Annotated in this window: 23 protein-coding genes and 1 tRNA gene; 7 read left to right on the top strand and 17 right to left on the bottom strand. The window is 50.0% G+C overall.

Features of this window, described 5'->3' with window-relative positions; all coding sequences use genetic code 11:
• Positions 1-91: 91 nt before the first annotated feature.
• Positions 92-931, bottom strand: a complete 840-nt coding sequence (locus I4W93_RS00120; RefSeq protein WP_205312552.1) for a WYL domain-containing protein — start codon at positions 929-931, stop codon at positions 92-94.
• 115 nt (positions 932-1,046) lie between these two features.
• Here I4W93_RS00120 and I4W93_RS00115 point away from each other — a divergent pair.
• From I4W93_RS00115 to I4W93_RS00105, 3 genes are all read left to right on the top strand, one after another.
• Positions 1,047-1,120 (top strand) — tRNA-Gly (locus I4W93_RS00115).
• Between the two features lie 96 nt (positions 1,121-1,216).
• Complete coding sequence (locus I4W93_RS00110) at positions 1,217-2,143, top strand: alpha/beta fold hydrolase (RefSeq protein ID WP_205312553.1); 927 nt, start codon at positions 1,217-1,219, stop codon at positions 2,141-2,143.
• Positions 2,144-2,148: 5 nt separating this feature from the next.
• Positions 2,149-3,261, top strand: a complete 1,113-nt coding sequence (locus I4W93_RS00105) for an RNA polymerase sigma factor (RefSeq protein ID WP_205312554.1) — start codon at positions 2,149-2,151, stop codon at positions 3,259-3,261.
• A gap of 24 nt (positions 3,262-3,285) precedes the next feature.
• On the opposite strand, the gene I4W93_RS00100 is transcribed toward I4W93_RS00105, so the two are convergent.
• The 6 genes from I4W93_RS00100 to I4W93_RS00075 all read right to left on the bottom strand — a co-directional run bounded on the left by I4W93_RS00100 (position 3,286) and on the right by I4W93_RS00075 (position 8,808).
• Positions 3,286-4,233, bottom strand: coding sequence for an HAAS signaling domain-containing protein (locus tag I4W93_RS00100; protein ID WP_205312555.1), 948 nt, complete (start codon positions 4,231-4,233; stop codon positions 3,286-3,288).
• On the bottom strand, positions 4,233-4,580 hold the full coding sequence (locus I4W93_RS00095) for a PadR family transcriptional regulator (protein WP_205312556.1): 348 nt from the start codon (positions 4,578-4,580) through the stop codon (positions 4,233-4,235). The genes I4W93_RS00100 and I4W93_RS00095 overlap by 1 nt, the downstream gene beginning before the upstream one ends.
• A gap of 151 nt (positions 4,581-4,731) precedes the next feature.
• Positions 4,732-4,983 carry a hypothetical protein gene (locus tag I4W93_RS00090; protein WP_205312557.1) on the bottom strand — a complete coding sequence of 84 codons (252 nt, stop codon included), beginning with the start codon at positions 4,981-4,983 and terminating at the stop codon, positions 4,732-4,734.
• On the bottom strand, positions 4,970-5,512 hold the full coding sequence (locus I4W93_RS00085) for a hypothetical protein (RefSeq protein WP_205312558.1): 543 nt from the start codon (positions 5,510-5,512) through the stop codon (positions 4,970-4,972). Before I4W93_RS00085 ends, I4W93_RS00090 begins: the two co-directional genes overlap by 14 nt.
• A gap of 9 nt (positions 5,513-5,521) precedes the next feature.
• Entirely contained in the window at positions 5,522-5,845 is a 324-nt protein-coding gene (locus I4W93_RS00080) for a DUF883 C-terminal domain-containing protein (RefSeq protein WP_205312559.1), read from the bottom strand.
• 254 nt (positions 5,846-6,099) lie between these two features.
• Positions 6,100-8,808: a choice-of-anchor B family protein gene (locus I4W93_RS00075; protein WP_224673179.1), complete on the bottom strand. Its 2,709-nt coding sequence runs from the start codon at positions 8,806-8,808 to the stop codon at positions 6,100-6,102.
• An 81-nt stretch (positions 8,809-8,889) separates the two neighbouring features.
• Here I4W93_RS00075 and I4W93_RS00070 point away from each other — a divergent pair, with 81 nt between their 5' ends.
• The 3 genes from I4W93_RS00070 to I4W93_RS00060 all read left to right on the top strand — a co-directional run bounded on the left by I4W93_RS00070 (position 8,890) and on the right by I4W93_RS00060 (position 12,112).
• Complete coding sequence (locus I4W93_RS00070; protein ID WP_205312561.1) at positions 8,890-9,636, top strand: MbnP family copper-binding protein; 747 nt, start codon at positions 8,890-8,892, stop codon at positions 9,634-9,636.
• The gene (locus tag I4W93_RS00065) at positions 9,633-10,760 is read left to right on the top strand and encodes an MbnH family di-heme enzyme (RefSeq protein WP_205312562.1); all 1,128 of its coding nucleotides are present in this window, start codon (positions 9,633-9,635) and stop codon (positions 10,758-10,760) included. Before I4W93_RS00070 ends, I4W93_RS00065 begins: the two co-directional genes overlap by 4 nt.
• Positions 10,761-10,861: 101 nt before the next feature.
• On the top strand, positions 10,862-12,112 hold the full coding sequence (locus tag I4W93_RS00060) for an ankyrin repeat domain-containing protein (protein WP_205312563.1): 1,251 nt from the start codon (positions 10,862-10,864) through the stop codon (positions 12,110-12,112).
• Positions 12,113-12,150: 38 nt separating this feature from the next.
• Here the strand turns inward: I4W93_RS00060 and I4W93_RS00055 are convergent, their stop codons facing one another.
• The 5 genes from I4W93_RS00055 to I4W93_RS00035 are packed head-to-tail and all read right to left on the bottom strand — an operon-like array spanning position 12,151 to position 15,637.
• A complete protein-coding gene (locus I4W93_RS00055; RefSeq protein ID WP_205312564.1) occupies positions 12,151-12,390 on the bottom strand; it encodes a hypothetical protein in 240 nt (79 codons plus the stop codon).
• A gap of 56 nt (positions 12,391-12,446) precedes the next feature.
• Positions 12,447-13,598, bottom strand: a complete 1,152-nt coding sequence (locus tag I4W93_RS00050) for an acyltransferase family protein (RefSeq protein WP_205312565.1) — start codon at positions 13,596-13,598, stop codon at positions 12,447-12,449.
• A 54-nt stretch (positions 13,599-13,652) separates the two neighbouring features.
• Positions 13,653-14,339 (bottom strand): ABC-2 transporter permease, encoded by a 687-nt coding sequence (locus I4W93_RS00045; RefSeq protein ID WP_205312566.1) that lies wholly within the window; start codon positions 14,337-14,339, stop codon positions 13,653-13,655.
• 11 nt (positions 14,340-14,350) lie between these two features.
• Positions 14,351-15,229 (bottom strand): ABC transporter ATP-binding protein, encoded by an 879-nt coding sequence (locus I4W93_RS00040; protein ID WP_205312567.1) that lies wholly within the window; start codon positions 15,227-15,229, stop codon positions 14,351-14,353.
• A 27-nt stretch (positions 15,230-15,256) separates the two neighbouring features.
• The gene (locus I4W93_RS00035; protein ID WP_205312568.1) at positions 15,257-15,637 is read right to left on the bottom strand and encodes a GntR family transcriptional regulator; all 381 of its coding nucleotides are present in this window, start codon (positions 15,635-15,637) and stop codon (positions 15,257-15,259) included.
• Positions 15,638-15,831: 194 nt separating this feature from the next.
• On the opposite strand from I4W93_RS00035, the gene I4W93_RS00030 reads away from it, so the two are divergent.
• A complete protein-coding gene (locus I4W93_RS00030; RefSeq protein WP_205312569.1) occupies positions 15,832-16,986 on the top strand; it encodes a serine hydrolase domain-containing protein in 1,155 nt (384 codons plus the stop codon).
• A gap of 150 nt (positions 16,987-17,136) precedes the next feature.
• On the opposite strand, the gene I4W93_RS00025 is transcribed toward I4W93_RS00030, so the two are convergent.
• The 5 genes from I4W93_RS00025 to I4W93_RS00005 all read right to left on the bottom strand — a co-directional run bounded on the left by I4W93_RS00025 (position 17,137) and on the right by I4W93_RS00005 (position 19,825).
• Positions 17,137-17,709: a GNAT family N-acetyltransferase gene (locus I4W93_RS00025; RefSeq protein WP_205312570.1), complete on the bottom strand. Its 573-nt coding sequence runs from the start codon at positions 17,707-17,709 to the stop codon at positions 17,137-17,139.
• Between the two features lie 86 nt (positions 17,710-17,795).
• Entirely contained in the window at positions 17,796-18,140 is a 345-nt protein-coding gene (locus I4W93_RS00020; RefSeq protein ID WP_205312571.1) for a VOC family protein, read from the bottom strand.
• Between the two features lie 78 nt (positions 18,141-18,218).
• On the bottom strand, positions 18,219-18,503 hold the full coding sequence (locus tag I4W93_RS00015; RefSeq protein WP_224673178.1) for a hypothetical protein: 285 nt from the start codon (positions 18,501-18,503) through the stop codon (positions 18,219-18,221).
• Between the two features lie 594 nt (positions 18,504-19,097).
• On the bottom strand, positions 19,098-19,499 hold the full coding sequence (locus tag I4W93_RS00010; RefSeq protein ID WP_205312573.1) for a GFA family protein: 402 nt from the start codon (positions 19,497-19,499) through the stop codon (positions 19,098-19,100).
• A gap of 71 nt (positions 19,500-19,570) precedes the next feature.
• The gene (locus tag I4W93_RS00005; protein WP_205312574.1) at positions 19,571-19,825 is read right to left on the bottom strand and encodes a hypothetical protein; all 255 of its coding nucleotides are present in this window, start codon (positions 19,823-19,825) and stop codon (positions 19,571-19,573) included.
• Positions 19,826-19,853: the final 28 nt, after the last annotated feature.

Here is a 19,853-nt window from a genome sequence, read left to right as displayed (position 1 = left end):
CTTTTAAGTACCACTACTCTACCTTCTATCCCTAAACGCACAACACTGTACAAAAACACCTGTAAACTAACTGTACGGGTGTTTGATAAACTTATGATTTTTCTTCAAATAGCCAGGGCTTTACCGTGTCTATGTTACTAAGCACTAACTGCTGGGCTTCGGGGCTGATGTTTATGTCGCGGATATTCACCTGCATTTCCTGCAGTAAATACTGCGCTAAACAAGCGCGGGTTTGCAGCGTTAGCTGGCCGTGTTGCATTTGATAGTCGTGGGCTATTACGTCTTGCTGCGCTGGGCTTAAGCGTGGGTCGGGTGTAAAGGTTAGCGCAAGCTGGGTATGCCAGCCGGTGTCTTGCTTGGCGCTGATGGTGGTTTTATTAAGTAAATCAGGCACGCCGCGAAAGCGACTTAAGACAAAATCGCGGTATTGCTGTGACTTTTCACAAAAAGCGCGCAGGTGCCAACGCAGGCCGGTGCTGACAAAATGGTGCGGTACAATAATGCGGCCCTGGCGGTCGGGGTTGGTTACCGAGACGTAATCTACCTCTACCCGCCGTTGCTGGCGAATGGCGCTAACTAACACACGGATAATGTCGGCGCTAACCTGGCGTTTAGGCAACGCCAACGTGGTGTAAGGCAAAGCGGTGCTAACGTCGGTAATGGCGTCCTGGTGGCTTATCCAGTTTAGGTATTCCACCACATCGCCAGAAATATAGGCCTGTACAAAACCTTGTTGCGGCAAAAAACCTTTGTGACTGGCATGGTACTGCAGGTTATTCGGTAACAGGCTTTGATAGTAAGTGATATCGTTTTGCGCCTGCGTGCGGCTAATGCCAAACTGACGGATAAGATGGCTGCTGGCAATACGCCCTTCCCACCAGGCGATAAGTTCGATAAACCATAAGCGTTTGTCCTGATTAATACTAAGCACGTTCAATCCTTGAAGTTTGGCTTAGCCGCTACCTTAGCGTAACAGGTACAAAGAAAAAAGTATTTTATCCCGTTGACGGCTGAACCAGCATTACATTACTGTGGTTGCCACTTCTGCGGGTGTAGTTCAATGGTAGAACGAAAGCTTCCCAAGCTTTAGACACGGGTTCGATTCCCGCCACCCGCTCCAGTTTTACTGCGATAAAAATAATTTAACTATTTTTGTCACAGCCGCAACCGCTCACGGTACTTAGTAATGTCACTCACTACTTACTAAGGCACCAACATGAACAAGCACACTATCGAGCAAGCCTCCACACCCACTAAAACTAAACCCGGCTTTTGGAGCCACTTTGCTATTTCATTAACTATTGTTAGCGGTATGCTGGCGGCTAACTTTAGTGCCAAGGCGGCTGAGAGTTTTAGCGTAGAAGTAATAGGCAGCGGCAAACCGGTGCTGATGATCCCAGGGTTAATGTCAGATGCCCGTGTCTGGCGGCCAACAGCCGAAGCGCTGTCTGGCAAATATCAGCTGCATTTAATCAGTATTGCCGGTTTTGCCGGCAAGCCCGCCATTGATGGTGATTTACTGCCAAGGGTACAACAGCAATTACTGCAGTATATCGACCAGCAGCAACTGCAAAAACCGGCGGTGGTCGGCCACAGCTTAGGCGCATTTATGGCGTTTAGTCTGGCCAGCACAGCACCAGATACTATTGGTACTGTTGTCGCGGTAGACGGCTTGCCGTATTTGGCACCGGTATTTACCCGTAGCAACGATACCACAGTGGCGATGATGCAGGGCCAAGCCGGGTATTTGCGCCAGCAATACCAGCAGATGAGCACTGAGCAGCTAACCGCAATGACCGCGCAAGGGCTGTTTATTCAGGCAACCAGCCAGGCACACCAACAACAGGTGCTGGAGATGGCTGCGGCATCTGATGCAAAAGCGGCAGGCCAGGCGGTGTATGAGCTACTGACTACCGATTTACGGTCACAGGTGCATAACATTAAAAGCAAGGTGCTGTTAATTGGTGCCAGTGGTGCTATGGCAAATGAAACCGACCGCAGCGCAGCCCAAGCCTTGTATCAGCAACAAATTGCCACTATTGCCAATGCCACGCTTGAGTTTCACCCGCAGGCACGGCATTTTATTATGCTGGATCAGCCTGATTGGTTAACCGCTCAGATCGCCACGGCACTAAAGGACTAAACAACATGAGTATTACCCTTACCGAACAGCAGCTTATTCCGGATGTCAGCGCAGCGCAATTGGGTGATGCGCGCGCCTTTGAGCGCCTGGTAGCACGCTGCCAGCGCAGTGTCAGCAGCATTGCGCTGGCGATAGTAAAAGATTTAGATGCCAGTGAAGATATTACCCAGCAGGTGTTTATTCATATTTGGCAACAGCTTAACAGCTTGCAAAACCCGGCCAGCTTTTTACCCTGGGTGCGCCAAATAACACGTTACCGTGCTTTTAATTACCTGCGCGATAGCAAAGTTGGCAGCCGCCTTAGCGGTGATGACGCTGATGCAGCGTTAGCAGAGTTTGCCAGCGAACTTGAGCTGGAAGACGATTTAGCCAAAAGCCAGCAAAACCAGATCATGGCGGATTTTATTAGCCAGTTACCCGAAGATAGCCGCGAAATTGTGCTGCTGTTTTATCGCGAAGAGCAAAACAGCCAGCAGGTAGCCGAGCTGTTGGGTTTAAGCGAAAGTAATGTGCGCAAAAAACTGCAGCGGGTGCGTGAATTACTAAAACACCAGTTACTGGCCAAATACGGCAGGTTAATTTTAACCACCGCCCCTGGGCTGGGTTTAACCACGGCCATTTGCAGCGCGCTAACCCTTGCCAGCCCTCCGGTGGCCGCCGCTACGGCAAGTGCGACAGCGGCCAGCCAAAGCTCATGGCTGGGGAAAATTGCCTTGCTGTTGGGCGGCGCTATGCTTGGCGCGCTGGCCGGTGTGCTGGGTGTTATTGCCGGCATGCGCCAACCGATAAAACGCGCCGGTAGCACTGAGCAAAAACAGCAACTGATCAAGTTACGTAACCGCACTATTGCCTGGGTTGTCGGCTGCGGGCTGCTGCTAACCGCTAGCTACGAGCTAACTGCCGGCGCCTGGGGGCCAATTAGTGCTTTTACGCTGTTTGTTTGCGGCCTGTTGTGGGCAAACTACCGGGGTTGGCAATTAATGCAACCGCAGTTAAAACAGCACGGCGCAGCGGCGTACCGCAAAAACCAGCTGTGGTGTGCTGCTGCTATGCTGCTGGGCTATGGTGCCAGTTTCGCCGGTTTAATTATTGGCCTGATCAACAGCGGCCGCCTGTAGCCAGCGGCCGCCCCGCTGCAACAACTACTGCAATTTTCGCAACCGCAAGCTGTCACGCAAAGCTTCCCAGGCTGGGAACAGCGCAATAATAACCAGGGTTATCATTGCGCTGCGCTCTAGCTGCTGCAGGTTAAACACGCCATGCCAGCGCTCGGTATTTAGCTGCAGCAGCGGTGATGTACTGGCCAGATATAGCGCTATGGCGGCAATGGTGGCATTAAGAAGCACATGGCTTGCCAACATATTGCGGCTCCACAGCCGCTGCTGTAATTGCCATAGCGAATGTACTATACCCAATACAATTACCGGCGTGCTGTATTGTAATATCAGCCTGGCATTGCTGCTAAGGAATAAACTACCCTGCGCCAATTGTTCCGCCGACATATAAAATGGATACCAAATCACTACCAGCAAGAAAATGTAACTGGCTAAATCGGTAAAAATATCTTCTAACTTTATGTGCTGCCAGCCCGGCCCGGCCACCGGCAGCTTCTCTGGTTGCCAGTGGCTGCTACATCCGGCATTTGCCAGCGGTTGCTGACGCGACATTAACCAGTAGGCCAGCGTAATAGAAGTGAAACCAAAACAGGCCTCGTCGATAAAGCCGCCAAACAGGGCAAAACCATAGCGGATCAGGCCCATATCGGCGCTACCTAGCCAATACGTTGTCACCTCAACCAGATGCAGTACAAATAATATGCCGAGTACCATAAATAAGGTGTTTTTATACAGCGCCATATAGCTGGCGTGGATAAACGGCTGCGGCGGCACAAACTGCTGCGCTACCGTACGTGGATGGCCCATTTGTTTTAATAGCGCTGCCACCTCAGCAGCGCTTATTTCACCCTGCTGCTCTGTCAGTGCATCCAGCTGATCCATAATATTGGCATTTAGCTCACGGCCAATTTCTTCGCGTTTGGCTTCTGGCAGTTCGCGCTGCACCGCAGCAATGTAACGTTTTACTAAATCCATTATTGTCTCTCCTGTGTCGCAGTACCCAGCAAGCTGCCAAGCGCGCCGTTAAGATGTTGCCATTCGTCGGTTAGCTGGCTAAGTAGCTGTGCGCCAAGTTCCGACAGTTGATAATAGCGGCGCTCGCGCCCCTCGCCTTGCTGCCACTCGCTGCTGAGCAGTTCTTGCTCGGCCAGACGGCGGATCAGTGGGTAAAGCGTGCCTTCGTCAATATCGATACCGCCGTCTTGCAGCTGCTTGCGCAGTGAATAGCCATAGTGCGGTTGCTTAAGTGACGCCAGCACGGCCAGCACCAGCACACCGCGGCGTAACTCTAAACGCATCTTGTCTAATTGTGCAGTGGTCATAGTCTTGGTTTCCTATACTGTGCACCACATACTGTGCAGCACACAGCAATATACTAGGTGTCGCACAGTATAAAAGCAAGCCGTTGCCGTAAAGAAAAATAAAAATGGCGCCAAATTGGCGCCATTAACAACACTTACCGTTAACAGGGATCTATAACCACAGCCTTAACCAGCGCAAACCTACCAGGCTGCGCACGGTTTTTACTGCACTGTTGTGCCGCAATTGAAACAACGCACCTGCGGTAAAGCTGAGCATTAGCCCTGGGGCTGAGCCAATAAACGCTTTACCGCGCTGTTGTATTAGCCAGGTTTGGGCATGTAACAATTTTTGCCGCTGTTGGCCCTGCTCTGCTAACTGCAATACCGCTAAGCGGCGCTGGCGTAATAATTTATCTATTAGCATTAGTTTGCTCCTGTTGTGCGGTTGCAGCTTGCGACTCTCTGCCGGATTCTGGCGCATCTTTAGCTAACCATAGCCGGCGCAGTTGCTGCCAGGTGGCATTGAAACCAACCTGTGATAACACGTAACCTAAGCTGCGCCAGCACCACCATAGCAGCGCACTTTGCAACAGCAACAACACTGCGGCAGTAGCAGACAGCGATAACGTGGCCTGAAATATCAAATACCCCAGCAACGCTAACACGCTCGCCCAAAGTAGAATGATGCCGGCGCCCAAGCAGACCAGCAAGCCTGCGGCTATCGCTACACTGCGCCCCGTTAAGTGCCATTCAGCCTTCGCCGTTTGGCCGGTGAGTTTTAATTGCTCACTGTAATGCTCTGACACCGACCAGCTCAGCGCGGCCAGCTCAGTTAGCTGGTCTAGCGCTTGCTCAGTCATGCTATTGCTGCTGCGGAGGCTGTCGCTATCAGCAGGCGCTGGTTCTGATGCCTGCACGGTTTCCCGGCTGTGTGTTGTGTCCTGGCCAGACATAGCGCGGCCCTAGCGCCGGCGTAATAAGGCAGTAACCAGCATACCCGCGGCAAAGGCAATGCCGGCTGTTGCCAATGGGTTTTGCGCCGCCAGCTCGCGCGCCGTGCTGTAAGATGTTTGCAGTTGCTGTTTAAGCTCTTCCTGTTTATGCGAAATAGACTCTTGTGAGCTAGCAGCTGTTTTGCGCAAAGAGTCTTCGGCGGCGGCGGCTTTTTCGGCTACCGCATCGACAGCGTGATGTGCGGCGGCACTGGCTTTAGTGGTAACCGGTGAATTTAAGCTGCTGTTACTGTTACTATTGGTCTGAGCTGATGCACTTTGTGAATTGGCCATAATATGCCTCCTTGATTAACACGCTAAACGGCAGCCAAATGCTGCTGGTACAGTATAGCTTACGCAACGCCTGTGCCAGACATAATAAAATTAATAAAAACAGTAATTTATATAAATAGATGGCCGAAATTAAGTTGTGACTGGCGCTGTAGACTGTAGAAGTTACCCACAACTAGTAATCTTTACAGGGTCAAAAATTTAAAAGCCAGGCGGCTGCCTGGCTTTTGTTCAGTTACGGTGTAACACCATACGATTTACCCCTGTCTGCGCCGCCAACTAAGCAGCGTTAACACTAGCAAAGCGCCAACCGAGCCACTGCCGCCCCCTGCACTATTGAGGTTGTTATTGTTAACCGGTGGCGGTGTCACTACCGTGACACTGATATCAGCACTGCTGCTGGCACCGCGACTATCGGTTGCCGTTACCCGGAACGACAACACTGCCGCAGTTGTCGGCGCAATAAACGACATAACAGCACTGTCTGCATTTTGTATGCTGACACTGCTGCCGCTTACCTGCTGCCACTGGTAAGTGATTGGGTCAGTTTCTGCATCGCTGGCAACTGCGGTTAACGTTACGCTCTGGCTGGCATTCACTTGGCGGTTTTCACCCGCTGTAACTACCGGTGCGGTATTAGCGTCATTGTCTAAAATGGTAAGTTCAATACTGGCATTACTGCCCAGCACGCTGCCTTCGACACTGCGCAGCTGCAGCGTAAACAGTTCGTCGGCTTCTTCTTCACTATCGTCCAGCAATTGAACGCTAATACTTCTGTCACTGCTGTCGCCATCGGCCCAGTCCAGCTGCGCACTGATATTTTCATAATCGACACCGCCTATGGCAGTGCCATCTTGCAGCTCGTACTGCACGCTTACTGCACCGTCGCTACCGCCAAGCCGCTGCACTGTTAATGCTATTGCTGCACCTTCAACGCCGCTGGCACTTAGCTGCAACAGGCTAAAGCTGCCAGGGCGCAGTGGTTCTGTACCAAAGCTTACCGTTGTCATCGCCGGCGCAGCCAGCGTGGCGCCACCTTGCGGGTCAAACAACTGCACAAATACGCTGCGCTTGCTGTCAATGCCGCTATCAAGCGTGGTCAGGCTGATGGTTTTACTGCTGTTATCGTTTGCTGCCCAGCTTAAACGACCTACTGTGGGCTCATAATCTATGCCTTGCTGGCCGCGGCCAGCAAGAGTTTGATACGCCACACTAACAGCACCACTACCAAGTGGACGCTGCACCTGCAGCTGCACCGCCTGACCGGGGGCAACCTCGATATCGGCGTCGACAAAGGATAATGCACCTGCCGCTACAGCTTTAGTGTTATCGGCCAACACATACAAACCGGAGTTAATATCACTGCCTAAAATAATACCGGAGGGCAAATACGGATAAGTGCCCCACATACCGTTAAATGCCGCGCCGTCTGAAGGCAGAAAGGTATCAAAAAAGCCGGCTTCTGTTGGGGCAGCCGGGTTGCTAATGTCGAGTATGGTTAAACCACGCTGATAATTCGACATATAGTAGCGGTTGCCGCGCACAAAGCCGTTGTGGTCAATAGCGGCGGTAGGTCCACGCCAAATAGGCTGCAGCACCGGATTACGTAAGTCGTCCAGCGCATAAATTCTTAGCGTGGTGTTAAGGCCAAAGCTGGTTTCATCCAGTTCATCGTGAACAAACAAATAGCGGTTATCTTCCGTGCTCCAACCAGAGTGCACATAACTGGCCTGATCATAACTGAAGTTGGCCAACTGTGTCGGCGCGTTAGCGATACTGCTGTCCCACAATCTGACTTCCTGTTCATTGAAGTCAAACAGCACCTGGCAGGGGTTTTGTTGGCAGTCACTGTTGGCGCGGCTATCTTTTATTTGCATCGTTGCAACATCATGGCTGTAATCTGAGGCGCTAGCACTTTGCTGCCACACCGGGCTCAACTGCGTTGGATTAGCCAAAGACAACGACGACACCGCGCCGCGCTGGGTATTTTGTCCGGCCAGGTGCAGCAGCGGTGCCCTGGCGGTGTTTTGGCTATTAGTACTGTAATCTACACCGCTTATAAAAACGTTATGGGTAGAGGATACGCCGCGATAAGTGCCAGCCAGCGATATGGCTGCAGGCAGCCGGGTTAAATCAATAATCTGAATACCATCACTGCCCTCAGATGAAACATAAGCATACGCCTGCCAACGGCGCAGGTTAGTATCAAAATACTGATACACCTTAATATCACGCCAGGAGGTATTACTGCCGCGAATTGTGCCCACTTCCACCGGCGCGGCCGGATCGGCCAGGCTAACCACGGCAGTGCCATTCACCAAACCAATCAGCGCATATTCGGTGCCGCTATTAAGATCGACATGCCCCCAGATATCATTCGCAGCCGAGGGCCGCGAGCTAAAATCCGACAGCGCCAAATGCGCGATTAAATCGATATTACGGCAATTGAAGTTACCGGCTTTGCCATTAACACACTGCTGTGCCCGCTGCGATGTTGCCAAGCTTTGATGCTGTGCCAATCGTTGCGCCAAGCCCGCTGACAATTGAGCTTTGCCATCGCGGATCAGTTGAAACCCCCGGTTGGCTACCATCGCCTGCAATGGCTGTGGAATACCGGCTAATAGGGTGCGGTTTATTTCCGGCGCTTGCAGCTGAAAATGATCAACACGGCTAAAGCCACCCAATACCGGCACCATATCGCTGCTCAGGTAAAACAGTTGCTCTTCGTCAGTCAACTGGTAATGGCCAGCAGCCACTAACACTTTATCGCCTTTATTGGCCTGTTTTACTGCATAGCCAATGGTCTGGCAGGGCCGCAGCGGCTGGTCGCACCGGCCAACATCTTTGCCATCAGCCGCCACAAAGCGTGCCTTATCGTGCTCGGCATGGGCTAACACCTTTGGTGAAACAAAAATTGACGATAGCAGCGCCAACAATAAAGCAGTGGTAATACCTTGTTTATGCATCTTTAACACCTGGTCCATCGACCCGTTTTATAATTTGCGGTATTGTTAGCGTCTTCGTATTTGTTATGCAAGTGTTTATTAATGTTAAGACGCAGTCTTATTGTATTGTCGGCGTTACTAAGTGGTTGTAGCCCATCGGCCCCAGACAGCAACGCATCCAGTCTTGCTGTGCAATTGTGGTTTAATGGTGCGCCGTTACGTTGCAGTGACACCATTACCTTGGCACAGCAGCCCTGGCAGCTAGCGCAGTTTCAACTGTATTTATCCGACATCAGCCTGAATAACAAGCCGTTATTGCTAGACCCTACACCGCTGCATCAACAACCACAGCTGGCTTTATTGGGCACGGTTTGTGGTGAGTCGGCCAACGACAACTGGCAGTTGAAATTTACCCGGCCACTCTCCGCCGGTGTACTGGCCTTTACGGTCGGCGTGCCTGCGTCGCGCAATCATCAGGACCCGCTGCGCGCGGCATCGCCGTTGAATCAAAGCGATATGTTCTGGAGCTGGCAGCAAGGCTATAAATACCTGCGCCTGGAGCTGGCCGGAGCGGCGCAGCAATGGGCACTGCATCTGGGCGCAACCGGCTGCCAGTCGGCCAGCCCTATGCGGCCGCCCACAACTTCCTGCCAGCAGCCTAACCTGGCGCGCATTAGTGTTAATTATCAACGCGGCCAAATATTAACCTTAGATTTAGCACCCATTTTGGCAGAATTTACACCGGCCACAGACAACCACTGCATGTCAGACCCAAATCGGCTAAGTTGCCAGACCCTATTGCCCAGGCTGGGTATTAACGGCACACCGCTTGGTTGGAGTATGCAATGAAATATGCGCAGTTATTGTTGCTGCTTATACTTGCCAGCTGCAGCAAACCCGAAAAGCCTTATCAGTGGCAATTACCAGACGGCTTTCCCCAGCCGATGGTGCCGGCCGACAACCGCATGAGTGCCGCCAAGGTTGAGCTGGGCCGCCATCTGTTTTACGACACCGCGCTTTCGGCCAACCAGCAGCAAAGCTGTGCCAGCTGCCACCAGCAACAGTATGCCTTTGCCGAGCCGCGTCCAACCTCAGTTGGCAGTACCGGTCAGCTGCATCGGCGCAATGCCTCGGCACTGGTTAACATTGCCTACAATAATACACTGACCTGGGCGCATGATGGCCTAACGCATATTGAGAGCCAGCTGATGCTGCCGCTGTTTGGCGACAACCCGATAGAGCTAGGTGCCGCTGGCCATGAACAACAGATTTTGGCACGGCTAACCAAAGCACCCTACCCCGAGCTGTTTGCCGCCGCTTTTGGCAGCCCTACGCCAGATTTCAACCGGGCAATAGCCGCCCTTAGCAGCTTTAGCCGTAGCTTGTTATCGTTTAATTCACGCTTTGACCGCTACGCCTATCAGCAGGATGACAGCGCGTTAAGCAGTGAAGAGCTGCTGGGGCTGAATTTGTTTTTCTCAGAAAAACTGGAATGCCACCACTGCCACGGCGGTTTTAATTTTACCCAGGCCACCAGCCACCAGCGCCAGCCGCTGGACCGCCGGCCGTTTCATAACACCGGTTTGTATTATGTCAGCCGGGCAGATTTAGCTGACAAAGGCTACCCGCAGCACGACACAGGCTTAAGCGAAGTAAGCTTAAACCCCTCAGACGATGGCCGTTTTCGTGCGCCGACCCTGAGAAACGCTGCCTACACTGCGCCCTATATGCATGACGGCAGCTTAGCAACGCTTGAACAGGTGATAGACTTTTATGCCGCCGGCGGTTTAGTTACAGAGCTAGATGGCGAAATTAGCGATGGCCGCCAGCATCCGCTAAAAAGCAGCTTCGTGCGTGGTTTTGAGTTAACTGCTTTAGAGAAACAAGCGCTGCTGGCGTTTTTACACAGCCTAAGTGACGAGCAATTTATTACCAACCCGGCTTATGGCAACCCGTGGCCAATTAAAAATTAAGCGAATGCTTTTACAGTTTTCGGCAAGCTTTTAGTTCAGCCCCAACATAGTGCAGATTTGGAGTTGCTAATTTGTTGCTTAAATTTAATTAAGGAGTGTTTATGGGAACATGGAGCAATAAACCATTTGGCAATGATACCGCTCTGGATTGGTTTTCTCATCTTGAAGAATCGCAAACCGCACAAGAGTTCATATCTAGCACACTTAAAACCGTGCTTAAAAAGCAACTAACGGACAGTACCGAAGAAGAAGAAGCTATTGCCGCGATAGCGATTATTGCGTCAGCATCTCATGAACCCGTTAGAGGTTGTAGTCAAAAGATTAAATCATGGATAAATTTAACCGCCTTCTCACCCACTGCCGACCTGAAAGTATTAGCCGTTAAAACATTAGACCGTATTTTGGCGGCTTCAGAGCTGCGAGATCTGTGGCAGGAAGCAGAAACGCTCGTTGATTGGGAAAAACAGCTTAATTCATTAAAAAATGATCTATTGGCTCATTTACAATCAGATAGCCCCATTCGTAAACCCAAAAAACGCGTATTACCACGCACTCTTACAAAATTAGTCGATTACTACCTGAAAACAGAAGATCAGCAAGCCAAGCTGAAGATTGTTGAAAAGTTAACTCGGATTGAAAACCCTAATATGCAGGAAAAAGCAACGGGTTATGAGTTACCAATTAATATTGCCGCCAAGCTTGGGCTAAATGACGTAATAGAGCAATTAATTGCTAAAGGGGCCAACCCAAATCTGAAGTCAACTTACGGTTACACACCATTAGACTTAGCGGCGGCGAATGATCATTTTGAGACAGTGGCACTGTTACTGAAAAATGGCACTGAGCTCTTTATCGACTATCCTACGTTTAGTGAAAATGGCGTTATTTGTCAAAGAATTAAGTGCGTTGCAATATTATCAGCTGCACGCAAGGCCAGCCCAGCCACTATAAACCTTTTGGAAAGTTATGGTGCCAGTATCCATGAGCAAGATTTGAATGGTGAGGGGCTGTTATTTAAAGCCGCTGAAGCAAGCAATATAGTAATGTTAAAATACTTAATCAGCAGAGGACTTGACGTAAATTTAGTTAAATGTAAGACACCCACTTTTCAAGGTGAAACCGCCTTGCATTATGCAGTTCGGGCTAACAACTTCGAGGCAGTAGAAGTGCTTCTGGATTCAGGCGCTGATATTAACGCGATATCTTACAACCTACACCCAAATAATCCCTGGTACGAAACGCCGCTGAACTTTTGCAAAACTAAAGACAACCCTGAGCTGTATCAGTATTTAACAAGTAAAGGCGCAAGGTACGCGCGTGAATTACTTAATGCAGGTAAAAAATTACCCTGATACCTGCGTCAGCAAATTATATCGGCTGCAGCAGAGGCCTATACTGCTTTTTTCAAAGCTGCCAACTCTTCAGTTGACAGTATCTTGGGTGCAACTACAGGCAAGCCAGAGGCATCAAACAGCGCCGATTTTTTGTATCTGCCGCTGAGGCGGCTTGTAATCACAATCCATATGAAGCGTGCTATAACGCCTAAAAGCCCACGCTGCTGCGGCTTCGGCATTCCAAGCGCAGTATCGGTGTTCACAATAGCAACCTTGCTACCGAAATCGTCATTCATCCGCTGCCGATTGAGGCAACTGTGGATCAGGCCAATAATCGCGTTGCTAAAACACTTTACGCCTGGTGTGTTCGGTTACCACCTAACACGCTGGCAAGCCTTGTTGGGGCGACTAAAATATGAAACCCCAGCAGGCTAAGTACCAGGGTAGCACCACTGCTTAAAATAAACTTAGCCCAAACCGCCAGCGGCAAATCAATCAGCAGAAATTGCACAAAAAACAGTAGCGGTAAATGCACGATATACAGCCAAAAGCTAACCTTTGACAGATACGCCAAAGCGCGGCTATCCCAATTCAGCCTGCGCCTGGCATACAGCACAGCGCATAGTGTCCATAGCACGGCGCTGCAACTTTCCAGCACGGTAATCGCCAGTTTCAGCCAGCCCTGCGGCTGGCTTTGTGGTATTAGCGTCGGCGGCAATAGCAGGTAATAAACCGCATAGCAAAGCGCGCCCAGCAGCAAATAATAATGCCGAAACGGCTCAAAACGCGCTAGTAAGGACGGTATGCTGTAACAGGCATAGCCCAGGCTGTAGAACACACCATAAAACCACAGCGCCCACAAGGCTGGGAAAATCCACTCCGGTGCCGGAAATGGTACAGACACGCTGTATAGTGCTGGTACACAGGCCAGGATTAACAACAGCACTAATTGATTTGGCCCACGCTCGGTAAACCAGCTTAGCCGCTGGCGGTTTAACAGAATACGGCCACACCAGGTCAGCAGATACAAAAACAGTAAATGATATAAAAACCACAGATGCATGGTGCTAAGTGGCATGGCGGGCGGCTCAGCCTGGTTTAGCATCGCCTGGATAAAGGCTAGTAACGGCGGTTTTTGCTGTATGTGGGTCAGGCCAAACTGTATCACGACGCCCATAGCCAGGGTTAACAGCGGCAAAAACAATAGCAAGGGTAAGCCGACACGGCGCAGGCGGTTGCGCCAAAACGCGCCATCAGCATATTTGTGTAGCAGCATCGCGGCAAAAAAGCCGGCCAGTAGAAAAAACACCGGCATACGAAACACATGACTGGCCCAGGCAAATACATCAAACAGCGGATGGTTTAGCACATCGGCACTGGGCCAAAATGGCTGCGCCATCGGGCTATAAGCCAGAGCCGCATGGAAAAACAGGCCCGCCAGCATTGCCAGCGCACGCAGGTTATCCAGATAAAACAGGCGTGCAGAACCGTTTGAGGGCGACATAATGCTGGCTCCTGTTGGCAACCGTTACCAGACTGATCTGATAAAAAGCTGGGGTTATAAAAAGCTGGTTTTGCGCTTTTGTAAGTAGGCCGTCAGCACTAACACACCAACGACTAAAACCGTGCCGGCCAACAACAAACCCAGCGTTGTGCTATTCCAACTGGCGGTTGGCGCTTCCAGTGTTGTGTGCACTGCCGGCATGCGGATAATCCAGAAAATAAAGCCATTTAGTAGCAGGTTAGTCATGATCATTACGGTAATGGTGTAACCCTCCGAATAGCTAAGCAGTGCGGTAGCCAGATAACAGCAGTAAGACAACAGAATAAACACGCTAACCAGCACCACCAGCGGGATCACGCCGTTAGTCACCGGTGTACTGACAATTACCAGCAACATACCCAATACCAGTAGTAACCAGGGCACCAGATACAACGCCAGGTTAGCGCCAAGCTTGGCCAGGGCATAATCCTGAGCTGTTACCGGCAAACTCATCATAAAGGCCAGGGTTTGATCTTTCTTTTCGTTCACCACCAGCTCAATGGCTGAGCGGGCGCCAATCACTATCATCAGCGTAATCATCATAATAGCGCCAGTATTAAACATCAGCGGCGTGGCCATACCCATCATGCCAATGATCACCACGCCACCTAGCATGTAGGCCGCCAGCGATTTCTTCATTAGCTGCCAGTCTTTAACAATCAATCGCTTAATCATCGGGGTGTTATTCAGCGCAGTTAGCATTTTGCCTGCTCCTATCGGTTACGTTTGACATTGGCGACAAAAATTTCTTCCAGCGACATGCGGTGTTGCTCAATCACCTTAAAGCCCGCCTGCTGCAGCGCGACAGCAAAGTCGTTGCTACTTTGGTCGGTAATCACCTCAGCCAACTGCCCGCTGCGGCGGATACTGACCGCCCCCGGCACGCTGTCTTGCGCCTGCGGCAGCAGCTGACAGCGAAAACGCGCCCAACTTTGCACAAAGCTTTCTTTATCCTGCAGCGCCAGCAATTTGCCTTTGTCTAAAAAGGCTATTTGGTCAGACAGCTTTTCAATGTCATGGGTGTTATGCGAGGAGAACAACACACTGCGTTCGTCATCACGCAATATATCAGCCAGCTCGGTTATCACTTCGTCGCGGGCGACAGGATCCAGCCCGGTGGTGGGCTCATCCAGTACCAGCAATTTTGGCCGTCTGGCCAGTACCAGTAACAAACAGGCCTTTACCCGTTGACCGTGCGATAAGCCTTTTATTTTCTGATCTGCTATCAGCTCAAAACGCTGCAACAAACCTTTGGCGTAACCGTGGTCGAAGTTTGGAAAAATGCTATGTATAAAATCCATATGCCACTGCAACGTCTGGTTTTTATATAAGCGCATATCATCTGAGGCAAAACCTATATCATATTTGGCCTGCACCTGCTGCGCTGGTAGTTGGTAGCCCAGCACGTCAACCTGGCCGGCATCGGCTTTTACCAGCCCCATTAAAATGCGGATGGTGGTCGATTTTCCGGCGCCATTTACACCAACCAGCCCCAGAACCTGGCCTTTAGCCAGAGAAAGATTCAGGTTTTCCATGGCAAAATGCGGGTAACGGATACTGATATTGCGCATGTCAAAAGCATAGTGCTGCATTGCGTTTGTCCTCGTTGTCGCAGCAGGTTAACGCTGCGATTCCAGTTTCTGTTGCAACTGCGCCAACAGTTGTTTGTCTGATAGTTGCAGTTGTCGGGCTAACTCCACCAGCTGCTCCAGCTGTTGTGCCAGCTGCTGTTGTTTAAGCTGTTGCTGTAAATCCGGATGCGCCGACACAAAAGAGCCACGGCCGGGCTGCGTCACTATTACCCCCAACAGCTCCAGCTCGGCGTAAGCACGCTTAACGGTAATTACACTTACCTGAGTTTGTGCCGCCAGTTCACGAATAGACGGCAAGGCCATATCAGCCGGCCAATCGCCCAGCAATACTTTGCTGCTGATTTGCTCGACAATTTGTTCATACATTGGCTTTTTGTCTGTTGCCGACAGAAATAAGCCATCAGTCATAAAGATCCCGCATGCACACCAACCGTGTATATTCGATATGCACAGTATATACACAGATATACACAGTGCAAGTTAAAAATTAATAAAGATCGCACCCTGGTGTTATCTAAGCGCAAATAAGGCTGATACCTATTGCAGGCAATCAGCCTGGCGGCCACTATAACTGTTGTTATGTTAGCTACCCGGAGCTTACTGTGCGTTTTACTTTAACCCTATTACTGGCGCTATTGGCGCTGCCGCTCGCGGCACAAAGTTATTATCCGCCTCGCGGTAACTGGGCGGCAGAGCAACCGCAAGCACTGGGTGTCAATGCCGCTAAATTGGCCACTGCGGTGGATTACGCTATCGCCAGCGAAAACCCGGCAGCAAAAGATCAGGCCATAGTGCAAGCCACCACCTTCGGTGCCCGCGAGCCCTATGATCAGATCATTGGCCCAATGGGCGTGCGCGCCGCGGCCAACGGCCTAATTGTTTACAAAGGTAAAGTGATTGCCCGCTGGGGCGAAGTCGACAGCGTAGATATGACCCACAGTATCGCCAAAAGCTTTTTAACTACCGTTACTGGTTTAGCCTGGCAGCAAGGGTTAATTCGCGATCTTAACGACAAAGTAGGCCCTTACATGCCGCACGGCACGGCGCTATATGAGGGCAAGCATAATAACCAGATTCGCTGGGACCACCTGCTACGGCAAACCAGTGACTGGCAAGGCACACTTTGGGGCAAACCCGACTGGGCTGACCGACCAGAAAGTAAAACTCCGGCCGACTGGCCAAACCGGCCCCTGCGCACACCTGGCAGCCACTACAAATACAATGATGTGCGCATTAACCTGTTGGCATTATCCACGCTGTATGTCTGGCGTAAACCACTGCCAGAAGTGCTAAACGAGCAGATTATGCAGCCGATTGGCGCTTCCTCTACCTGGCGCTGGTACGGCTACGACAACAGCTGGATTGAACTGGATGGCCAAAAAGTTCAATCGGTATCCGGCGGTGGTCACTGGGGCGGCGGTATCTTTATTAACGCCTGGGATCTGGCCCGCTTTGGTTATTTATTTTTGCGCGATGGCCAATGGCAAGACCAGCAGTTAATCAGTAAAGACTGGATAGCCATGGCCAGAACCGGCGGTAGCGCCAATGCCGAATATGGTTTTGCCAACTGGTTTTTAAACCCGGGCCGTAAGGCGCTACCCAATGCCCCGGAAACTGCTGTTACTTTTCAGGGCGCAGGCCGCAATGTGATTTATATCGATAAGCAAAATGACTTGTTAATCGTCACGCGCTGGATTGGCAACGGCGACGAGCTAAACCAGCTGGTAGGTAAAGTGCTGGCCGCATTGCCAGATTAGCGCCATAACGTGGCTAATGGCTATTGCCGGTTTTCAAACCAATGCCGTACCTGCAGAATAATTAAGGTACGGCTATGCATCAATCAATAACGCACCAGGTATTTGCCAAAACCATGTCACGGATGACATACGGCACCGGTGTTAGCTGAACTAAAATGTCTGGGTTTGCAAAGCTGCAAACTCTGGGCTGAGCAATCCGTAACATTTCAGATCATGAAACCTATTCTTCCAATAGCCACACTCGCGTCTAAGCCCTTCTTCTTTAAAGCCTAAGCGCCGTAAAACTGATTCAGACGCCGTATTCCCCGGAATGGTGTCTGCCTGAATGCGGTGCAATGTCCCACAAGCTAATGCCCCCGCAAAACCAGCAGCAATAATGGCAGCCACGGCTTCAACGGTATAGCCCTGCCGCCAATATTCAGGATGCAGCTCGTAACCAATTACTGCATTACGCATTTTACTGCTCCACGAATTAAACCCGCAGGTGCCTATCAAGTGGCCAGTTACCTTCAACCGGATAGCCCATCTGATACCCTGCTGTTCGTCATATCGCGACTTAAACAAATTTATCAAATTAGCGGCTTGAGATCGTTGATAAAACGCTTCTACATCATAGTATTCGACAACAGCAGGATGTGAGAACAAATTGAACACATCAGCTTCATCTGCAGCACTAAGTGCTGTAAGCACAAGCCGCTCTGTTTCTAGTGCTGGAAATACCATCTAAATTCCTTTTTCAATAAAACGCCAGCTACATTGGTGACAACCGCGTAGCACTGGAGCCAAAGGCCCCCAAATGACACAGCTGGTTAGTCGCCCACCTGCGTAATGTGTAATAGTTCACCAACGGGCCCCCACAAGTAGAATACTTTACCCCAAGACTCTTGCTTAATTGGCGTAATTTTTGTTTTGTGCTTTGCTTGCGAGCATAGACTGTATGCTGATTCTATATCTGACACACAAACCTGAAGCATAAAATTATTTGCCAAATCTTGGTTGAAAAAGCGCTGCAGGAAGAACAGGCATTCTCCGTTTTGAAACAGGGTTAAGTCTTCAGAAACAGGTTCAGATTCAAATCCGATCTCTGAATAAAACGACTTTGAAATCTCATAGTCTTTGCTCGGAATAAAAGCTTTTATATCGATAACATCCATTGTTTTCTCCTGAACAGGGGTGGCCCGGGCAATTAACGCCCAAAACAAGTTCGCAGTAGGCGCTGCTTTATATTTTTTCTATATTATTGATTTTAAATAATTTCTATATTCAACACTACCCGCAATAAAACAAATACCTACGTATAACCAAACTGTACTAGCCACTATTTGCCAGATATCTACACCAGCGGCTGTAACAAATGTTGGAATGGCAATTAAGCCTCGCGCAGTGCACAGCACTGCGATGGTAATTAAAGCGGGTTTAACCAATGGGACCTTGCGAATTAAACCAACGGCTGAAAAAGCGAATACCGTACACGCAAACATTAAAGCTGCAACAATTACGGTACCGACAGGTGCCAACAAAGTACCTTGTTCGGCGGAGTCTATAATTTGCCCAGGCGCTCGCGCAAAAGCAAACCAGCCTGGCCCACCCCAAATACACAGCAAATGCCAGATAGCAGCAGCCGATGCAATAACGCCACCACTAATTAATAGTTTTGCTTTAACACTAAAATTCAATACCAGTTCCATTCTGTTCTAAGCGTACCACGAGATCTTCGCCGCTATCCCGGCGCCTATGCGTTCCAAGCACTAACTCCAAACCAAGTTCATCGGCCAAGGGAACACGAAAATGAAGGGCATTTGGGCCGAACAACGCTTCCTTCTGCTGTTCAACAGACATATGGTGCTGAGGATCTCTATGCCAATAATTTCTCTGAGCTGGATTCATAGGATTAAAAAACAATTGAGTTGTTCAATTTGGCAGTCTGGATTCTCGGCCTTTATCGGAAGAGCAATATCAACGGCATGAGCTGAAGTAGCTATAAAAAAACAAACCAGACTAGTTAGCCGCATGATGATTCCTTAAGCTTATAACGCCCCTGTGCAGCGGCGAGCGTAGCGAGTCCGGCGCCGATAGGCGCGAACTGCCACGGTTGGTTATCTGATAGCTTCTCACTCTGGCAGCCCTTCGAATTCTGGCACATCACCTAAACGTTTATCCCAAACAGCTTTGCTAGATGTAAAGATGTGAGCTGTTGGCGAGATTGATACTTCCGTGTCCAAACACCCAGCGGGAATAACTAGAAGACCTGCGTCATAAGTGCTTGGCAATGCTGAACCGCAAACCTTACAAAAACTTTTTTTGTGGCGAGTACCTGCAAGCGTGAAGGTAGTCAAAGAATCGGAACCCGCCAACCAAGTCAACGTAGCTGACTTCGAAAATAAGTTGGCCGCATGAGCAGACCCGGTATCCTTTTGACAATACTTACAATGACACAGGTAAAAGCCATCGAAATTTCCTTGCACTTCAAATTTTGCATTGCCACACAGACAAGAACCAAAATAATGAGTCATCAAATTTCCCTATGTTGGCTATCGTTCAAGCACACATAACGAGGCTGTGCGCCTTGTTATGCGTGTGAATGTTAAGTATTAACCAAAAGCGTATAGGTAATAACTGCAAGTAAAACAACCATACCGGCAAAACTACACCAATAGCTTTGTTTAGAGCTACCCTCAGACTGCACCGATTGATTGGCTGACGGGTATTTGCCAAATGAAAGAACTTTGCAAACAGGCCAGCCCAAAGCGTAACAAACCTTACCGAAGAATACTTCTAAGACAAAGTAAGCAAGCGCACGGAAAAAGCCTTTTGCTAACTCTTCTAAAACACTATCCATAGTACTAAAACCTTATTCACGCATAACG

The sequence above is a fragment of the Rheinheimera maricola genome (assembly GCF_016918075.2).
GTDB classification, from domain to species: domain Bacteria; phylum Pseudomonadota; class Gammaproteobacteria; order Enterobacterales; family Alteromonadaceae; genus Alishewanella; species Alishewanella maricola_A.
Note: the sequence above shows the minus strand (reverse complement) of the source record. Positions and strands in the feature narration are given on the sequence as shown.

Bases quoted from the DNA above. Each gene is read 5' to 3' on its own strand.
- I4W93_RS00110 (WP_205312553.1), top strand. From the start codon at position 1,217: ATGAACAAGCACACTATCGAGCAAGCCTCCACACCCACTAAAACTAAA.
- I4W93_RS00105 (WP_205312554.1), top strand. From the start codon at position 2,149: ATGAGTATTACCCTTACCGAACAGCAGCTTATTCCGGATGTCAGCGCA.
- I4W93_RS00100 (WP_205312555.1), bottom strand. From the start codon at position 4,233: ATGGATTTAGTAAAACGTTACATTGCTGCGGTGCAGCGCGAACTGCCA.
- I4W93_RS00095 (WP_205312556.1), bottom strand. From the start codon at position 4,580: ATGACCACTGCACAATTAGACAAGATGCGTTTAGAGTTACGCCGCGGT.
- I4W93_RS00090 (WP_205312557.1), bottom strand. From the start codon at position 4,983: ATGCTAATAGATAAATTATTACGCCAGCGCCGCTTAGCGGTATTGCAG.
- I4W93_RS00085 (WP_205312558.1), bottom strand. From the start codon at position 5,512: ATGTCTGGCCAGGACACAACACACAGCCGGGAAACCGTGCAGGCATCA.
- I4W93_RS00080 (WP_205312559.1), bottom strand. From the start codon at position 5,845: ATGGCCAATTCACAAAGTGCATCAGCTCAGACCAATAGTAACAGTAAC.
- I4W93_RS00075 (WP_224673179.1), bottom strand. From the start codon at position 8,808: ATGCATAAACAAGGTATTACCACTGCTTTATTGTTGGCGCTGCTATCG.
- I4W93_RS00070 (WP_205312561.1), top strand. From the start codon at position 8,890: ATGTTAAGACGCAGTCTTATTGTATTGTCGGCGTTACTAAGTGGTTGT.
- I4W93_RS00065 (WP_205312562.1), top strand. From the start codon at position 9,633: ATGAAATATGCGCAGTTATTGTTGCTGCTTATACTTGCCAGCTGCAGC.
- I4W93_RS00060 (WP_205312563.1), top strand. From the start codon at position 10,862: ATGGGAACATGGAGCAATAAACCATTTGGCAATGATACCGCTCTGGAT.
- I4W93_RS00055 (WP_205312564.1), bottom strand. From the start codon at position 12,390: ATGAATGACGATTTCGGTAGCAAGGTTGCTATTGTGAACACCGATACT.
- I4W93_RS00050 (WP_205312565.1), bottom strand. From the start codon at position 13,598: ATGTCGCCCTCAAACGGTTCTGCACGCCTGTTTTATCTGGATAACCTG.
- I4W93_RS00045 (WP_205312566.1), bottom strand. From the start codon at position 14,339: ATGCTAACTGCGCTGAATAACACCCCGATGATTAAGCGATTGATTGTT.
- I4W93_RS00040 (WP_205312567.1), bottom strand. From the start codon at position 15,229: ATGCAGCACTATGCTTTTGACATGCGCAATATCAGTATCCGTTACCCG.
- I4W93_RS00035 (WP_205312568.1), bottom strand. From the start codon at position 15,637: ATGACTGATGGCTTATTTCTGTCGGCAACAGACAAAAAGCCAATGTAT.
- I4W93_RS00025 (WP_205312570.1), bottom strand. From the start codon at position 17,709: ATGGTATTTCCAGCACTAGAAACAGAGCGGCTTGTGCTTACAGCACTT.
- I4W93_RS00020 (WP_205312571.1), bottom strand. From the start codon at position 18,140: ATGGATGTTATCGATATAAAAGCTTTTATTCCGAGCAAAGACTATGAG.
- I4W93_RS00010 (WP_205312573.1), bottom strand. From the start codon at position 19,499: ATGACTCATTATTTTGGTTCTTGTCTGTGTGGCAATGCAAAATTTGAA.
- I4W93_RS00005 (WP_205312574.1), bottom strand. From the start codon at position 19,825: ATGGATAGTGTTTTAGAAGAGTTAGCAAAAGGCTTTTTCCGTGCGCTT.